This window comes from Vibrio maritimus (assembly GCF_021441885.1).
GTDB classification, from domain to species: domain Bacteria; phylum Pseudomonadota; class Gammaproteobacteria; order Enterobacterales; family Vibrionaceae; genus Vibrio; species Vibrio maritimus_B.
On the sequence record NZ_CP090439.1, the window covers coordinates 209,171 to 225,231 of the forward strand.

Genomic DNA, 16,061 nt, shown 5'->3' on the forward strand with positions numbered 1-16,061 from the left:
CGCCTCAATGCGAGGCGATTTCTATGATCGTTTGTTCTTGCCTTGAAACTGCTTAATGCTCTTCTTTCTTTGTGTTCTGCGATTGGCTTGCTTGTCTCGTGGTGCACGTTTGCTCTCACCAGTGGAAGGCTTATCGGTAACCGGAAAACTATCCAACTCCTTTAGAACAAGTTTACGGCTAGTCGTCTTTCTTATGGCTTCAAGATACTCGGTTTCACCGTGACAAACTAGAGACACAGCGACACCTTGCTGTCCAGCTCTTGCGGTTCTTCCAATTCGGTGAACATAAGTCTCTGGATTGGATGGCAATTCGAAGTTAATGACGACAGGTAGGCTTTCAACGTGAATGCCGCGCGCTAGTAGGTCTGTGGCGATAAGGACACGCACTTTTTGCTGTTTAAAGCTCTCAAGCGTTGCTTCTCTCTCAGCTTGATTTTTATTGCCATGCAGTGCGGCTGCCGAGAGCCCTGCTTTACTCAACTTTTTACAGAGCGCGTCAGCGTTATCTTTCGCTCCGATAAACACTAATACCTGAGACCAGTTATTGCGTGTAATTTGATCTATCAGTGCTTTAGCTTTGCTTCCTTTATTAACCAGATAAAGGATTTCTTCGATTGCGTCTTCTTTTTTAGCCTCTTTCTGTGCCTCAATGAACACTGGAGAACTCAGCAACGTCTTTGCTTTTTCTTCAAGTGCCTGCGGAAAGGTAGCCGAAAACAAGAGTGTTTGACGCTGTTTCGGTAGGCTTTGAATAATGCGCTGTACGTCCGTCCAGAAGCCCATTTCTAGCATTCGGTCAGCTTCATCAAGCACCACGTTAGATACCATACTCACGTCTAATGCTTGTTCAGCTAATAGCTCGATAAGTCTTCCCGGCGTGGCAACAACAACCTCCCACCCCATAGAAAGTTCAGCTTTCTGTTGTTCTTTATCTACCCCACCGCAAACACAAACCGATCTTACTGACGTATTTTTGGCAACCATAAGCAAGGCGTCGGTAACTTGTGACGCAAGCTCACGAGTTGGAACGAGGACTAAAGCTTTAGAACTGTTTTGCCCCTCGAGAATAAGATGTAAGAGAGGCAGCCCATAAGCCAATGTCTTTCCACTTCCCGTCTGGGCGATCGCTAAAACATCCTTGTGATTTAGAATCGCAGGAATAGCGAGTGCCTGAATGTCCGTTGGTTCGCAGAACGTTTCAGGTAAAGCTGCAGTCAGCTCTTGAGATAGCGATAGCTTGGTAAATGGCATAGTCTTGGTCTTCGTTAATGCTGATTATGGACGGTGTCGTGGGAAATGAATCGATCAGTAGACATGTTATATAACTGCGCAAACTCCCCTCTTCCCATCAAAGAGCGCACTTTACCACGAACTCTTAGCGGTGTTTAGCTGCTCTCATCGCGTAAGTTACTTGAGCAAGCTATTTGGTACATAAAACATTCATATACTTTCGTTACCCTCAATTTATAGCTGCATATTAGGCACCTAACCGTCAGTAAAGAGGTGTGCCAAGCAAGGTCGCTAATACAAAAAACAAACTACGTAAAATTGACGAGAGAAAAACGAACAATGAAAGATGTACATTTTATCGAGGTAAAACGATACATGGAGCGTCAGTACTCAGTACCTCCAGCCTACATCGATGACCTAAAGTCAGCACAACTCAAAGGATTTCCAAACCAGTACGCGGTGCTTGTCGAAGCGTTCAATAGAGAGTGGAGTTTGCTGATTGATATTAGTAAGTCGAATATTAGTATCAGAGAAGTTATGTAGTGCGCACACATTAGCCATCGAGAAACTAAACTGCGCACTATATTGGAAAGCGACAGGTTGGCAATTAACTAAGCTAAATAACGTGCCAAAAACAAATCCGCGGTAGACTGAGCCAACTGCATCACAGCCTCTTCACTCATAACATCACTCATACCCATCAACTGTGGCCAAAAACAGCTTCCCTTTATCAAGCTGTGAAGCTGAATGCTTGCAGTGTCTATATCATCTATCTTAAGCACGCCCTTCTCGTTTTGCTGTTCAAGCCACTTATAAAGTGCGGTCTCTTGTTTGGTCATTTTGGCGGCTTGCTCTTTGAGCTCGTCTGGTCGATAGAAGTAATGACCGAAGGCAACTTTAGCTAAGTCGATATAGGAAGGCTTATTGAGGATTCGGATCTCATGCGCTAACAAATAGTGAAGCTGCTCTTCGACACTTTTCATTTCCAAGGGCGTGAGGTCAACGTCCGCCATGGATTGGTGCCAAAGTTCAGATAGCAATAACATCACTAACTCTTCTTTCGATTCGAAGTGATTGTATACCGTACGTTTCGACACGCCTGCTAATGAAGCCAGCTTATCCATGCTGGTATTTTGCACACCAAACTCGTTGAATGCGTCTTTAGCGGCGCTGATGATCGCTTCTCTTTTCAACTCGCTTCTTGTTTTCTTCTTTTCAATCATAACGTTAACCGAGACGGTGGAAATTTCTCTAAATATTTTACACTAAGTAGTTTACTTTTCACCACATAAAAGTAAACTACACTGGTCAGTTTACTTAAAGAAGAGATGAGCAAAAGCTCACATGACAGAAGAGTCAGCACCATGAGAAAGTCTCTACTAGCCACATTAGGAGTTCTATCAATGAGCACTACTGCACTAACAGCTTGTACAAATACTGAAAAAGATCCTGAACGTTACCCAGACAAATACGTCAATAGCGAAATGGAGTACAAATCTAGCTTTGGTGACATGGTTGAGATCATGAAATCCTACTTCACCACAGATCGCGCTGAACCTACCCCGACGTTTGACTTGCCGGTGAACACGATCACAGCGCAACAGTTGATCGAGGAAACAGAAGACGTGGTCTATCGTATAGGACACTCTAGTGTGATTATGAAGCTCGACGGTCAAATCGTTATGGCTGACCCAGTGTTTAGTGATCGCGCGTCACCAGTGCAATGGGCAGGACCAAAACGTTTCCACCAGCCACCTATCTCACTAGAAGCGTTGCCTGAAATCGACGTGATCGTGATAAGCCATGACCACTACGACCATCTAGACAAAGCGTCAGTCAAAGCGCTAGCAAACAAAACGTCGCACTTTATTGTGCCGCTTAAGGTGGGCAACTACCTGACTAAATGGGGCGTACCTGAAGATAAAATCACCGAGCTCGCTTGGTGGGAGTCACATGAAGTCAATGGTATCGAGTACACGCTCACCCCAACACAGCACTTCTCTGGTCGTGGTTTAACTGACCGAGATTCAACCTTATGGGGAAGCTGGGTAATCGACAGTAAAGAAGCCAAGGTCTTCTTTAGCGGTGACTCTGGCTACTTTGGTGGGTTTGCTGAGATCGGTGAAAAATACGGTCCATTCGACTTTACTATGATTGAGACAGGCGCCTACAACAAGCTATGGTCACAGATTCACATGTTCCCGGAGCAAAGTGTTCAAGCGCATATTGATGTCAAAGGTAAAGTGATGATGCCAATTCACAACAGTACATTTGACCTGTCGATGCATGACTGGCATGAACCGATGAACAAAGCCCTAGAGATTAGCGAAGAGCGCGGTGTTACTATGGTCTCTCCAGAAATTGGTGAACGATTAGAGATCCTAAATCCAACACCAGTCAAACAATGGTGGAAACAGTGAAGCACCAAGCGTTAGCTCTATTACTCGTTACACTAGCCAGCACAGACGTGCTGGCTGATACCGAAAGTGATGTGCTGTATCTGATCGATCAGATGCAGAGCTCCTCATGCACCTTTATCCGAAATGGTAAAGAACACACTGGGCAAGAAGCGGCAGATCACCTTCGAAGGAAGTGGGACTATGCCAAGGATGATGTCACCTCTACACGGGTGTTCATTGATGAAGTGGCGTCTAAAAGCTGGTTTACTGGCAAAGCCTATCAAGTCGTTTGCGCAGAGAATTCATCTAGCAGTGCTGACTGGCTAACGCAACAGCTTAAAGCCAAAGCGAACTAAGCTCCCTTCTCCAACAAACTCATTACCACGCAGCTTTTGTTATCCTCGTTCACAAGCAGAAGCTGCGTTTTGTTGCCGCACACCTTCAGTGTCTGATCGACGAACACGGGACGCTTGAAGTCAAAGCGGCACTTTTGAATCGATTCTGTATTTAACTCTTTGCTAGCAGCATTCAGCAATCTCGCGGCCATGTCCATTCCGTGCACAATGGGGGCTTTAAACCCAAACAGCCTAGCCATAAGACCATTCAGGTGGATAGGATTGTAATCACCCGACACCTTAGCATACGCTTTGGTGTGCTTTTTTGATGTCTCAAGAGTCGTGCTGATATGATAAGCGCTGAGATCTTCTACAGGCGCTGATTGACGTCTTTTAGACTTCACTCCCCTATTTGGCATCAGATACCCAGACCGATAGCGCGCGATGACTCGACCTTCTAATGAGAACTCACCGACCGTTTCAAACCTCTGCCCTTTTTCTGTTTTCTCTGCCATCTCCAGCAAGGCCGTAAAGTGGTAGTTCTGCTCGGCCTCGAGTTGCTGAAACATCTCAAACTCAACAAACGTGTGTACTAAACCAAGCGGGCGGACAGCAGTCTCTGGATGAACAAATAACTGGAGCAGTTCACCCTGCGTAGCGACAAACAAGTAGGTTTCAGGGATGTGTGACGCATCAAAACCGAAGTGCTGGCAGTAACGGTTTAATGCCCTGCCATCAATAGAAAAGGAAGGATTTGTCAGTGTCGCCGATGATGCCGTTTGAATAGAACCTTTAATCTTGGGCCTTTTAAACAACGCTTTAAGCAGAGGAGAGCGGTATTGAACACTGCTAGAAGCCGTTATGTGCATAGTCTTAAGTCCATCATCAAACAAAGCAAACAGTGTACTCTTTCAAGTGTGAACGGCTCAAGACAAACGAAAACAGCGCCTTAAAAATAGGCGCTGTTTCTCGTGACTTCGCGGATTAATCTAGGTCATTAAGCTGAATGACCAATTTACCAAAGTTCTTACCTTCCAATAGACCGATAAACGCATCCACCGTGTTATCCATACCCTGTACCAAATGCTCTTTATACTGCATCTTACCTTGGGCTAGCCACTGACCCATTTGAGTCGCGAACTCGTCGTAACGGTGTGCATAGTCATCAAAAATGATAAAACCTTGCATCTTAATGCGCTTGATAAGAAGCGTTGCAACAAGCGCAGACATTCGGTCTGGCCCTTCTGGCAACGACGTAGCGTTATACTGAGAAATCAAGCCACAGACGGGGATACGCGCGCCGGTGTTCAGTAGTGGCATCACTGCGTCGAATACCTTACCACCCACGTTTTCGAAATAGACATCAATGCCATTATCACAAGCTAGTGCTAGTTGCTGCGCAAAATCATCTGCTTTATGGTCCAAACACACATCAAAACCTAGTACCTCGACTGCGTGACGACATTTCTCTTCACCACCAGCGACACCCACCACTTTGCAACCGTTTAGCTTAGCGATCTGACCGACCGTTGCGCCAACCGGACCTGTCGCCGCCGCCACAACAACTGTGTCACCTGCTTTAGGCTGACCAATATCAAGCAGTCCCATATATGCTGTGAAACCTGGCATACCCATAATGCCAAGCGCATAAGATGGATGTGTTGGTGTCTTGCCTAGCTTAACTAAGCCCTCACCATTGGAAATGCCAAAGTCCTGCCAACCAGTGTAAGCAAGTACCCATTCGCCCTCTTCAAACTGGTCGTTTTTGGAAGCCTCAACGCGACATACAGTTGCCCCTACCATCACCTCATTGAGAGCAACTGGTTCAGCGTAAGATTCCGCATCATTCATACGACCACGCATATAAGGATCAAGAGAAAGGTAAATGGCTTTCAGTAGCACCTCACCATCATTTGGCTGAGGAATGTCGACTTGTTCGATTCGGAAGTTGTCTTGTGTTGGTGCACCAACTGGGCGAGAGGCTAAAACAATTCTTCTGTTCTGTTGTGACATGGTGATTCCTTTTCAATATTAGACCAGTCGTCTAGTGTTCATTTCTAAAAAAACCTGCATCGCAAAAGCAGGTTAATTTTAGTTCATTTAACGCTTTAGCAGTGATTGAGTCGCTGCTAGAGCAAATTCTAATTGTTGGGTGTTTTGGCTAAGCTTACTGAGCAAACTGGCTCCTAACCATTGTTGGTAAACCACGTTGGCTGTCGTTGTGCTGTCTTGCTCCGTGATAGAGCCATCTTCAATACCAGCATCGATACAGCGAGCTATCGTAGCCGTGATCTGAATGGCTCCTTGGTGAAGCGCATCTCTCATCGGATCTGACAGATCAGAGACCTCAGCGCCAAGCTTAACCACAAGGCACTTATGTGCGTTGCATCGACCCGCTTCAACCTCTAACCAACGACGAAAATACCCCATCAAGCGCTCATAGCCTGTTCCTTCAGCTTCATTAAGCAAGGTGTCTAGCCGCGCCAAGTAGCCTTCGAAATAACTCGCTATCAGCACCTCACCAAAGTGTTCTTTAGATTTAAAGTAGTGATAGAAAGAGCCTTTCGGCACTTCTGAGGTTTTCAATAGCTCAGAGAGCCCAACCGCAGTGAAGCCCTTTGATAAAATAAGTTCATACCCGACATCTAGAATATGCTGCCGAGTTTCATTGGTTTTCGTATTCATGTTTTTATCATGACACACAATTAGACCAGTCGTCTAGTAATTGTGTATGACATACTCTCGTTTAGTTGAGCACGCACTTCCCTAGCGTAACCGCTTGACGCTATACTGGTAACAATTAGTAACAACGGATATGTAACACAGGAAGTAGTAATGAACTCGACGTTAAAAACATTAGCACTAGCCACCCTAGCAATGTTGGCCCTAAGTGCATGTACAGAAGTTGGTAGTGAAGCTTGGTGCCAAGACATGCAAGAAAAACCGAAAGGTGATTGGACGGCTAATGAAGCCAGCGACTACGCAAAGCATTGTATTTTCAAATAATCGCTTAGGAGGGCGTGTTCTTAAGATTCAATTCGCCCTCCATAATATTTCAATTTGTAACGCCTATCGCACAAATAAATAAAATAACCCAACCTACTGCACATTTTCGAAACTCACTTTCCAATACCCACATAATTTACACGTATATCACTATACACCTCGTGTCTATCCGTTAGCATAGAAACAACTATAAAAACAAAGTGATAGAGGCTAGGCATGAAGCTCAATAACATAAGCATTAAGGCAAAAATCAAGATCATCGTTGTATTATCTGCGGTGTTAATGCTGTCTATGGGAATATTCAACGTGTTCCTTCAACAACAGCAGCAACTCGCAGAGCGAGAGGGGAAACTCCGTGCTCAAGTTGAGGCTGCGGTTTCGCTGGTTAACTATTATCGCACCCAACCTTCCCTATCTTCACAACAAGCAGAGCAAGCAGCGAAACAAGCACTTGGTGCCCTTCGATACGACAAAAGCAATTACTTCTGGGTGACCGATAGTAAAAACACCTTAGTCCTGCATCCACTTCGACCACAAGCGATCGGTAACAACATGAGCGATATTGCTGACGGTGCCGGAAATTACCATTGGCGTGAAATGTCGCGCATCGCAAAATCAGATGGCGCAGGTTTCTTAGATTACACCTGGCTCTCTCCAGAGGGAGAGTTGAAAGATAAGATCTCTTATGTGGCCTATGTTCCTCAATGGGATTGGATTATCGGCTCAGGGTTATTTGTCTCCGATATTAAAGAGGATTTTATTGCTCAGGTGACCAAGCAAGTCGCTTTCACTGTAGGCTGTGTGGCGATCCTGTTTATGACGAGCTTTGTCGTTGGCAATAACATCGTTAAACCAATTGAGCAGCTAGTCGAAAATCTAAAACGCATGGCAAGTGGCGACCTTACTACTCAACTAACGAAAAAACGTAAAGACGAAATTGGTCAACTGAGTAATGGCTTGGGTCAAATGCAATCAACGATACGTGACACCATCACGGCTGCGACCATTACCGCTGATACTGCAAGTCGACTCTCTGAAAGCATCGCATCGACCAGTGAAGAGACAGCGCAAAGCCTTGACTCGCAAAACTCGCAGCTGGAACAGCTTGCGACAGCGATGAACGAGATGTCTGCAACCATCAACGATGTAGCGACCAATGCTGAGCAGAGCGCTGAGCGCACTAGCGGCGCCGCTGAGCATGCCAAAACGAGTAGCGTCAGCATGGACTCAACACTCGAGGAAGTCTCTGCTATCTCCATTTCAATCGACGAGACAACTCATCTTATGGCGGCGTTGAAACTCGGTGTCGACAATATCGGTAAGGTTGTTGAGGTCATTCAAGAGGTTTCAGAGCAGACGAATCTATTGGCACTAAACGCTGCCATCGAGGCCGCACGTGCTGGAGAACAAGGTCGTGGATTTGCCGTAGTGGCGGATGAAGTACGCAACCTCGCAAGCCGAACGCAGCAATCAACCAACGAAGTGCAAACCACAATCAATGAATTGCTGTCCAAGACGGGTGAAGTACTGGATGTCATGGAGCAGAACAATACCAGCATTGCCGCCAGTGTTTCAGGAGCACAAGAGACAAAAGTGACCCTAGAGTCGATGCTCGGTGACCTGAGCGGTGCGAATGATATGGTCGCTCAGATTGCTGCGGCAGCAGAGCAACAAAGCATGGTATCCAATGAGATGAGTGAGAATGTCACTACTATTCATTTATCTGCTCGGGAGATAAACGAGGCAAGTAATCAATTAGCCTCAAAGACTCAAGAGATGGCGGTAGCGGCTGAGGAGTTAAAGCAGCAACTCACCTACTTTAAGCTCGCTTGATATCGATAAAAATCTATAAGCATCATTATGAAAAACGCCCCTCTGAAGAGTCTATCCAGAGGGGCATTTTGTATTTGCTATCTGCTATTTCCTATTTACTATTTGAAGTAGAATCGCCGTTTGGGCAGTTTCCATAGAATGAACAATCCCCAAACAGTGAAGAAGACTTCCGTTGCCAGATAGATTTGCATCGTATCGTTAGGCTGGGATTCCACAACGATACCCATCAATCTCGTTACTGCCATTAAGCCAGCAAGCAAAGTGGCGGCAATCACCGACAATTTCAATGTCTCGGCTCTAAGTACCAGTAGCGCCAATATGATGCCTATCGCCATCATCATGCCACCATAGGTCGCTCGTATATCAATGGCTGCCGAGTAAGAAAACAATGCACTGTCTGTTACTCGTTCGAACAGCATATTTGGGGACAGAGAAAACAACAGCCCGTAACCTAAAAAGACCAGTGTTGTTATCCATACCATCAGCTTTGCTTGAAACATACACGTTCCGCCTATCTCGTCTTTAGCAAAAGTGTAAGTCACAACCGTCACTTATGTGTAACTTTGAGTCTGTAAATCCAAGCGAAGTCTTAAAATCTTAACTATGAAACTCAAGCATACCTTCAGTCAAAATGAAATCGATGATGGTGTCCAAACCTTTACTCTCTTTTAAGTTGGTAAAGACATACGGCTTGGTTGGGCGCATACGTTGTGTGTCTTGCTCCATCACCTCTAGTGATGCACCAACATAAGGAGCAAGGTCGATTTTGTTGATGACAAGCAGATCAGAGCGCGTAATGCCCGGACCACCTTTACGTGGGATCTTCTCCCCTTCCGCTACGTCAATAACATAGATAGTTAAGTCAGCAAGCTCAGGGCTGAACGTTGCACTTAGGTTATCGCCACCACTCTCAACAAAAACCACATCGAGATTTTTATGACGTTTAGCGAGCTCTTCTACCGCTGCTAGGTTCATGGAAGCGTCTTCGCGAATCGCGGTATGAGGACAGCCTCCTGTTTCTACACCGATGATACGATCTGGTTCAAGAGCCTCTGCTCGAGTTAGGATCTTCGCATCTTCCTGCGTATAGATATCATTGGTCACAACAGCAATATGGAGTTTATCCCTGATCGCTTTACACAAGACCTCAAGCAATGCCGTTTTGCCTGAGCCTACTGGGCCACCGATTCCGATTCGTAGTGGCTGTTTATAGCTGTCTGTTGTACTTGTCATGATGTTATCTCTTCCTTTTTCGTCACTCGTTTGTTGTCAAGGCAGTTTGTGCCGCTAACCACTATGAGCGAAATAATCTTGTATATTGTGTCTCATGAAGACTGCTGGCTATGGATACCGAAGGTGTAAAACTGCCAATCATCCAGTCTTCCGTCTGCTGTTCGATTTCGAGCGCTTTAGCAAACTGATCAGATAGATTGATAAGTGCAAGCTGACCGTCGGTTTGACCTAAAGGAACCAGCTTTACACCTGCCATGACTAAGTTCTCAGCCCAGCTCCACAAGTAGCCTTTCTTAAGCTCGTTCAAATCAATCTTCCAATACACCGCAGCAACACATAAGCCGAGCAGCTGGTTTGGCTGATAATCGTCGAGCGCGACGCCGTCAATCGCTATTTCTAATCTGCCAAGCAAAGTATTGAGTGCTAGCCCTCGTTGCTTCTCTTCAGCTCGCAACTCTTTCGTCTCACGACTGCTCACCAACCTTTCTGACAGGTCTGAAATCGCGTTAGTATCTAAAGCTTGAATCGCCTGATAAAGCCTGTCGATGATTGGCAATTCAAGGGTTGCAACGCTGCTAAACAGCATATTTGACAACCACTCTTCCATCGAAGCGCGGTTTTTCACCCAGCCCGCCTCCACCGCCCACTCAAGACCTTGCGAGTAAGTAAACCCGCCGATGGGAAGTGATGGGCTGATCAACTGGAACAATCGATAGCTAGACACATCGTTGTTGATTTTAGGCTCTGACGTCGACGCAATATCGCTGTCGCTCCCCAGAGCCTGATTGGCATTCATTGCCATAAATTAGGCTGCCATCAAGAACAGTGAGCTTGCCGCAGCAACGCCAACCGACATCCAACGTGATGCAACGCGACTACCAATTTGAGTGCCCAGTGTCATCAGTGCTGTCGCGCCCAAAGCCATTCCCAGTGAGAACTGACCAAGTGTGCCTTCAGCTTCAACACCATGTGCATAGCCGTGGAAAAACATCATGCCAATACACAGACCAACCGCTAGCTTAACCATCTTTTGCGATGCACTGAACGCATGCCAAATCGCCGCACTGACCACAAAAAGAGACGCCACGATCGCTGTCTCCACTCCGGTCGCGAGACCAAAGGTGCTACCAATTAATAGTCCCACCATAAGCATCGCTAGCGCACCGGCGACTAGACCAATTTTTTGAGCTTTGGTCGCGCTTAGACAACCAACAAGAAGACCAAAAGCAAGTAGCATAATCAGATGATCGATACCCGTCACCGGGTGCGTGAGACCACTTGAGAATGCCGTTGATTCATGACCAGGGTGCGCTAATGCAAAAGTCGGAGCCAATAAAAGAGAGCTGAACGTTGTTAATTTGAGGAATGGTGTTTTCATTGAAATTTCCTTTTCATTATATTTTTAGTAGTAAATCGTTGTGGTTCGGATTATATTCGGATTAATGATGGTGGTGATGTCCACCACTTTTGCCACCGTATGCGCCCCCCTCAGGCTCAAACGGCGCAAGCTCTGAAGTCACTTCTGCGCCAAGTCCTTCCACCATTTCATCTAATACATGATCGTGTTGATATCGAACCCAGCCAAACTCCACTTGTAGTGGCACGTGACGGTTGCCGAGGTGATAGGCAACGCGAGTAAGCAGATGTAGGTCACTGCAATACACTGACGAGACTTGCTCAGGCGCAGCTTTCACTTCAATCACGAGCCCACACTTACTCTTAAGCTGTTCTCCACCACGAAGAATATGACCTCTTGGCAAAAACAGACCTGCATCACGTCCATCATCAAGAATGACCTTTAGGCGGCTCTTAATACGGCTGTCGATAGGCAGACTTAAAAATGCGTGAGGTTGTGGTGTTAACTCTTTGGTAATTTCTATTAATTCAATCACTGTGTTGTCCTCAAAAAACTCTCAATACCCATCGGTTAAAATAAGAAATAGCGCTGTGCCATTGGTAATACTTCGGCAGGCTCACAGACAAGCAACTCACCGTCGGCACGCACTTGATATGTCTGGGAATCCACTTCGATATTCGGCTGCCAATCATTCAACTTCATGTCCGCTTTGCTGATCGTTCGGCACTGTTTAGCGACGCCAATTAAGCTGCCCAGTCCAAGCTGACCGGCAATGTCAGCATCGGCCGCTGCTTGTGAGACAAACAACATCGAGGTGTTTTGTGATGCTTTACCGTAGCTGCCAAACATAGAGCGGTAGTGAACAGGCTGCGGAGTCGGAATCGATGCATTAGGATCACCCATCGGTGCCATCGCAATCATGCCGCCTTTAAGCACAACGCTCGGTTTTACTCCAAAGAAGGCTGGTTTCCAGAGGACCAAGTCAGCAAGTTTGCCAACCTCAATGGAACCGATTTCATGCGCCATACCATGTGTAATAGCTGGGTTGATGGTGTACTTGGCAACATATCGCTTCAAACGGAAGTTATCACTGTAACTAGAGTCTTCTTTAAGGCTGCCACGCTGTACTTTCATCTTGTGGGCGGTTTGCCAAGTTCGAGTGATCACTTCACCCACACGTCCCATCGCCTGTGAGTCAGAGGCAATCATAGAAAATGCGCCAAGGTCGTGCAGAATATCTTCTGCTGCAATGGTTTCACGGCGAATGCGAGACTCTGCGAATGCCACATCTTCTGCAATAGAAGGCGACAAGTGGTGACACACCATCAACATATCTAGGTGCTCATCCACGGTATTGACCGTATATGGTCGCGTTGGGTTGGTTGAAGACGGCAGTACGTTTGATTCGCCAGCGGCTTTAATAATATCTGGCGCGTGACCACCGCCCGCTCCTTCGGTGTGATATGTATGAATAACGCGATCGCCAATAGCGCCAAGCGTAGACTCTACAAAGCCAGATTCATTCAGAGTATCGGTATGAATGGCAACTTGAACATCCATTTCATCGGCAACGGTCAAACACGTATCGATGGATGCTGGTGTCGTACCCCAGTCTTCGTGAAGCTTCAAGCCAACCGCTCCGGCAGCAATTTGTTCACGCAGCGCTTCTGGTTGACTCGCATTACCTTTACCAAGCAAGCCAAAGTTCATTGGAAATTGGTCTAACGACTCAAGCATGCGGTGCATGTTCCAAGGGCCAGGAGTACAGGTCGTTGCATTAGTGCCCGTGTTAGGGCCAGTACCACCACCAATCATTGTGGTTACACCGGAAGCTAACGCTTCTTCAATCTGTTGCGGGCAGATGAAGTGGATGTGAGAGTCAATCCCACCCGCCGTCAATATTGAACCTTCTCCGGCTAATACCTCGGTGCCTGGACCAACAATGATATCAACACCTGGCTGTATATCCGGGTTACCCGCTTTGCCGAGCGCTTGAATGCGCCCATTTTTCACCGCGACATCCGCTTTAATGATGCCCCAGTAATCCAACACCAATGCGTTGGTAATGACGAGGTCAGGCGTTTCAGCGCTAGGACGCTGGCTCTGGCCCATACCGTCGCGAATGACTTTACCGCCACCAAATTTAACTTCGTCACCGTATACAGTGAGGTCTTGCTCTACCTCTAGCCAAAGCTCTGTATCCGCTAAGCGAACTCGGTCCCCGACTGTGGGACCAAACATCTCGGCGTATGCCTGTCTGGATATCTTCGCCATTATTCTTCCTTGTTGTTTTGTTTGGCGTACTGATGATTAGCCCAAATAGTTTTCTTATCTTGAAGTACTACTGAGGCTACCGCGCACTAAAGCGCGCCCATTACCTTGCCTTGGAAACCATAAACTTCACGCTTACCTGCAAACGAAACCAACTCAACAGTTCGCGACTGCCCTGGTTCAAAACGCGTTGCTGTGCCAGCGGGAATGTTTAGGCGAAAACCTTTAGTCAGGTCTCGGTCGAAGCTCAGTGCTTCATTGACCTCGAAGAAGTGGTAATGAGAGCCAATTTGCACCGGTCTATCGCCTAGATTCTCGACCTTTACCGTAACCGTCTCTCGGCCCACGTTAAGTTCGATATCACCTTTAGCGGTCTCGACCTGCCCTGGGACAAAGCCCGTGTAGTGTTTAGATGATCCTGCCATGTCACCTCCTAAATTTAGTTAAGCGAGTTTGTTAAACCGATGAGTTAAACAATGGGTTCATGGACGGTCACCAATTTGGTGCCATCTGGAAATGTCGCTTCAACTTGAACGTCGGGGATCATAGACGGAACGCCTTCCATGACATCTTCGGTGGTAAGTAGTGTGCGCCCAAAATCCATCAGTTCGGAAACTGTTTTCCCTTCTCTAGCGCCTTCTAAAATGGCGCTAGAGATAAGAGCGACGGATTCTGGATAATTGAGTTTCAAGCCTTTGTCTTTGCGCTGCTGGGCTAACATACCAGCGCAAAAGATGAGAAGTTTGTCCTTCTCTCTTGGGGTCAATTCCATTGATAAGCCTTATCGTCGATTCTAATTGTTGGTTTAGGTCGCCCAGATCCTCGGTGGATATGGACATTCGCCAGTCCAATGCTCTCTCGCCACCTGCCAAACTTGTTGGAAGCAATCCAAGATCACTTCACTCCAGTTCCCAAGTGCACGAATTACAAGCAAATTTTCCAACTGACTCACAGCAATAAGTACTGCACCTTTTTTGTTTTCTTGCTGCATGGTAGTGAGCAAGCTCTGTACCAACTGGTAAAAATCTTCATCATCAATTGAAATGTAAAGCGTCCCCATCATTTGATAGCCAAGAAGACCCTTATCTTTCAATAGTTTATCTTCACCCTTAACATTCAAACCTTCTGTAAGTAAACGTTGCCCATCAAGGTAAATCTCTGTTTTACCTACTAAATGTCCTGAGCTAAATCCCTCATTTAGTGCAGGGCGACCAAAACAGTGCATCTCCCAGCCCAAAAACTGTGCATCCTTTTCGAGGTGCACTTGTGTATCCATTCGCACGTGCGCATCGGGAAAAAAGATGTTCTCTTGAGGTAGCCACTCAAGGCGTGCTCCTTTTTCTACCGATAGAATCTGGCTCTGCTTAGCATACTTATTTTCAGAACGGTAAAACTTGGTAGCGCCCGGTGTGGTAATCAACACATTAGCGCCCCGTTCTGCCTTCGCTTTAATTTGCAACGTATCACCGCCTACTACACCACCCGGAGGGTGAAGCAGGTAAGTGTGACAGGGATTACCCTCTGGGTAGAGAGGACGCTGTATCGCGAGTGGTCCTTGCTGCGAACGGTGCTTTAGGACGGTTTTGTCACCTCGATTGACAAAACCCAGACTGAGTCTGGCTTTCCAGCCAAACTCAGTCTGTGCGTCAATGATTCGACCAAGACCCGCCTTCGGGTCTTGGGGTACTTCAAGGAGCGTGGTCATACTGTCAAATACTCCTTAATCAAGCCGTCATTTAGAGCTGCCATCTCACCCTCAGCCACTTGGCGACCTCGGTCAAGAATGCAAAACTGATCACCGACTTTTCTTGCAAACGGCAGTTTCTGCTCGACCAATAACACCGTCAGACCCAGTTTCTCATTGAGCATGCGGATGATATCGCCAATCTCTTGAACGATATTGGGTTGGATACCCTCTGTCGGCTCATCGAGAATCAGTAGTTTTGGATTCACCACTAATGCACGACCAATCGCGAGTTGCTGCTGTTGACCACCCGACAAATCGCCCCCTCGACGATGAAGCATCTCCTTTAATACAGGGAAGAGATCGAAAATAAACTCAGGGATCTTGCGATCGCCCTTGTCTCGAATCGGTAGTCCTACTTCAAGGTTTTCTTGAACCGTGAGCATCGGAAAGATCTGTCGGCCTTGAGGCACATAGCCAATACCCATTCTAGGGCGTGACTCGGCGTCGTGTTTTAGTAGCGACTCTCCATTGAGCTGAATATCGCCGCTCTTAACCTTGACCAAGCCCATAATGCACTGCAACAGAGTTGTTTTTCCTACGCCATTACGTCCCATAAGCACAGTACACTTACCCTCGGGAATCGACATATCAAGATCCCACAAGGTGTGGCTTTCACCATAAAACTGATTGAGTGATTGAATCTGTAGCAT

At 46.7% G+C, this 16,061-nt stretch carries 20 protein-coding genes; 5 read left to right on the forward strand and 15 right to left on the reverse strand.

Annotated features, from left to right (window positions below; all coding sequences use genetic code 11):
• Positions 1 to 21: 21 nt before the first annotated feature.
• Positions 22 to 1,251: a DEAD/DEAH box helicase gene (locus LY387_RS17515; protein WP_234497046.1), complete on the reverse strand. Its 1,230-nt coding sequence runs from the start codon at positions 1,249 to 1,251 to the stop codon at positions 22 to 24.
• Between the two features lie 318 nt (positions 1,252 to 1,569).
• Between LY387_RS17515 and LY387_RS17520 the strand changes: the two genes are divergently transcribed.
• Positions 1,570 to 1,773, forward strand: coding sequence for a hypothetical protein (locus tag LY387_RS17520; RefSeq protein WP_234497047.1), 204 nt, complete (start codon positions 1,570 to 1,572; stop codon positions 1,771 to 1,773).
• Positions 1,774 to 1,841: 68 nt separating this feature from the next.
• Here LY387_RS17520 and LY387_RS17525 read toward each other — a convergent pair whose 3' ends face one another.
• Positions 1,842 to 2,453 carry a TetR/AcrR family transcriptional regulator gene (locus LY387_RS17525; RefSeq protein WP_234497051.1) on the reverse strand — a complete coding sequence of 204 codons (612 nt, stop codon included), beginning with the start codon at positions 2,451 to 2,453 and terminating at the stop codon, positions 1,842 to 1,844.
• A 141-nt stretch (positions 2,454 to 2,594) separates the two neighbouring features.
• Here LY387_RS17525 and LY387_RS17530 point away from each other — a divergent pair, with 141 nt between their 5' ends.
• Together LY387_RS17530 and LY387_RS17535 are read left to right on the forward strand one after the other, a co-directional pair.
• Complete coding sequence (locus LY387_RS17530; RefSeq protein ID WP_234497053.1) at positions 2,595 to 3,650, forward strand: MBL fold metallo-hydrolase; 1,056 nt, start codon at positions 2,595 to 2,597, stop codon at positions 3,648 to 3,650.
• Positions 3,647 to 3,985, forward strand: coding sequence for a DUF5329 family protein (locus LY387_RS17535; protein WP_234497055.1), 339 nt, complete (start codon positions 3,647 to 3,649; stop codon positions 3,983 to 3,985). Before LY387_RS17530 ends, LY387_RS17535 begins: the two co-directional genes overlap by 4 nt.
• On the opposite strand, the gene LY387_RS17540 is transcribed toward LY387_RS17535, so the two are convergent.
• From LY387_RS17540 to LY387_RS17550, 3 genes are all read right to left on the reverse strand, one after another.
• Positions 3,982 to 4,833, reverse strand: a complete 852-nt coding sequence (locus LY387_RS17540) for a MaoC family dehydratase (protein ID WP_234497058.1) — start codon at positions 4,831 to 4,833, stop codon at positions 3,982 to 3,984. The genes LY387_RS17535 and LY387_RS17540 overlap by 4 nt on opposite strands.
• Before the next feature lie 115 nt (positions 4,834 to 4,948).
• Positions 4,949 to 5,977, reverse strand: coding sequence for an NADP-dependent oxidoreductase (locus LY387_RS17545; RefSeq protein WP_234497060.1), 1,029 nt, complete (start codon positions 5,975 to 5,977; stop codon positions 4,949 to 4,951).
• Between the two features lie 87 nt (positions 5,978 to 6,064).
• Positions 6,065 to 6,649 carry a TetR/AcrR family transcriptional regulator gene (locus LY387_RS17550; protein WP_234497062.1) on the reverse strand — a complete coding sequence of 195 codons (585 nt, stop codon included), beginning with the start codon at positions 6,647 to 6,649 and terminating at the stop codon, positions 6,065 to 6,067.
• Between the two features lie 192 nt (positions 6,650 to 6,841).
• On the opposite strand from LY387_RS17550, the gene LY387_RS17555 reads away from it, so the two are divergent.
• The gene (locus LY387_RS17555; RefSeq protein ID WP_081935844.1) at positions 6,842 to 6,970 is read left to right on the forward strand and encodes a DUF3012 domain-containing protein; all 129 of its coding nucleotides are present in this window, start codon (positions 6,842 to 6,844) and stop codon (positions 6,968 to 6,970) included.
• Between the two features lie 216 nt (positions 6,971 to 7,186).
• On the forward strand, positions 7,187 to 8,803 hold the full coding sequence (locus LY387_RS17560) for a methyl-accepting chemotaxis protein (protein WP_234497064.1): 1,617 nt from the start codon (positions 7,187 to 7,189) through the stop codon (positions 8,801 to 8,803).
• 98 nt (positions 8,804 to 8,901) lie between these two features.
• Here LY387_RS17560 and LY387_RS17565 read toward each other — a convergent pair whose 3' ends face one another.
• The 10 genes from LY387_RS17565 to urtE all read right to left on the reverse strand — a co-directional run bounded on the left by LY387_RS17565 (position 8,902) and on the right by urtE (position 16,061).
• Complete coding sequence (locus LY387_RS17565) at positions 8,902 to 9,303, reverse strand: DUF4345 family protein (protein ID WP_234497066.1); 402 nt, start codon at positions 9,301 to 9,303, stop codon at positions 8,902 to 8,904.
• A gap of 97 nt (positions 9,304 to 9,400) precedes the next feature.
• On the reverse strand, positions 9,401 to 10,036 hold the full coding sequence (gene ureG, locus LY387_RS17570; RefSeq protein ID WP_234497067.1) for an urease accessory protein UreG: 636 nt from the start codon (positions 10,034 to 10,036) through the stop codon (positions 9,401 to 9,403).
• 61 nt (positions 10,037 to 10,097) lie between these two features.
• Positions 10,098 to 10,832 (reverse strand): urease accessory protein UreF, encoded by a 735-nt coding sequence (locus tag LY387_RS17575; protein ID WP_234497778.1) that lies wholly within the window; start codon positions 10,830 to 10,832, stop codon positions 10,098 to 10,100.
• 9 nt (positions 10,833 to 10,841) lie between these two features.
• On the reverse strand, positions 10,842 to 11,420 hold the full coding sequence (locus LY387_RS17580) for a HupE/UreJ family protein (protein WP_419153466.1): 579 nt from the start codon (positions 11,418 to 11,420) through the stop codon (positions 10,842 to 10,844).
• 55 nt (positions 11,421 to 11,475) lie between these two features.
• Positions 11,476 to 11,928 (reverse strand): urease accessory protein UreE, encoded by a 453-nt coding sequence (gene ureE / locus LY387_RS17585; RefSeq protein ID WP_042471061.1) that lies wholly within the window; start codon positions 11,926 to 11,928, stop codon positions 11,476 to 11,478.
• A 35-nt stretch (positions 11,929 to 11,963) separates the two neighbouring features.
• Positions 11,964 to 13,667, reverse strand: a complete 1,704-nt coding sequence (gene ureC, locus LY387_RS17590) for an urease subunit alpha (protein ID WP_234497071.1) — start codon at positions 13,665 to 13,667, stop codon at positions 11,964 to 11,966.
• Between the two features lie 86 nt (positions 13,668 to 13,753).
• Positions 13,754 to 14,089 carry an urease subunit beta gene (locus LY387_RS17595; RefSeq protein WP_128648713.1) on the reverse strand — a complete coding sequence of 112 codons (336 nt, stop codon included), beginning with the start codon at positions 14,087 to 14,089 and terminating at the stop codon, positions 13,754 to 13,756.
• Between the two features lie 44 nt (positions 14,090 to 14,133).
• Positions 14,134 to 14,436, reverse strand: coding sequence for an urease subunit gamma (gene ureA, locus LY387_RS17600; protein WP_042471054.1), 303 nt, complete (start codon positions 14,434 to 14,436; stop codon positions 14,134 to 14,136).
• Positions 14,437 to 14,469: 33 nt separating this feature from the next.
• A complete protein-coding gene (locus LY387_RS17605) occupies positions 14,470 to 15,369 on the reverse strand; it encodes an urease accessory protein UreD (protein ID WP_234497075.1) in 900 nt (299 codons plus the stop codon).
• Positions 15,366 to 16,061 (reverse strand): urea ABC transporter ATP-binding subunit UrtE, encoded by a 696-nt coding sequence (gene urtE, locus LY387_RS17610; protein WP_128648711.1) that lies wholly within the window; start codon positions 16,059 to 16,061, stop codon positions 15,366 to 15,368. The genes LY387_RS17605 and urtE overlap by 4 nt, the downstream gene beginning before the upstream one ends.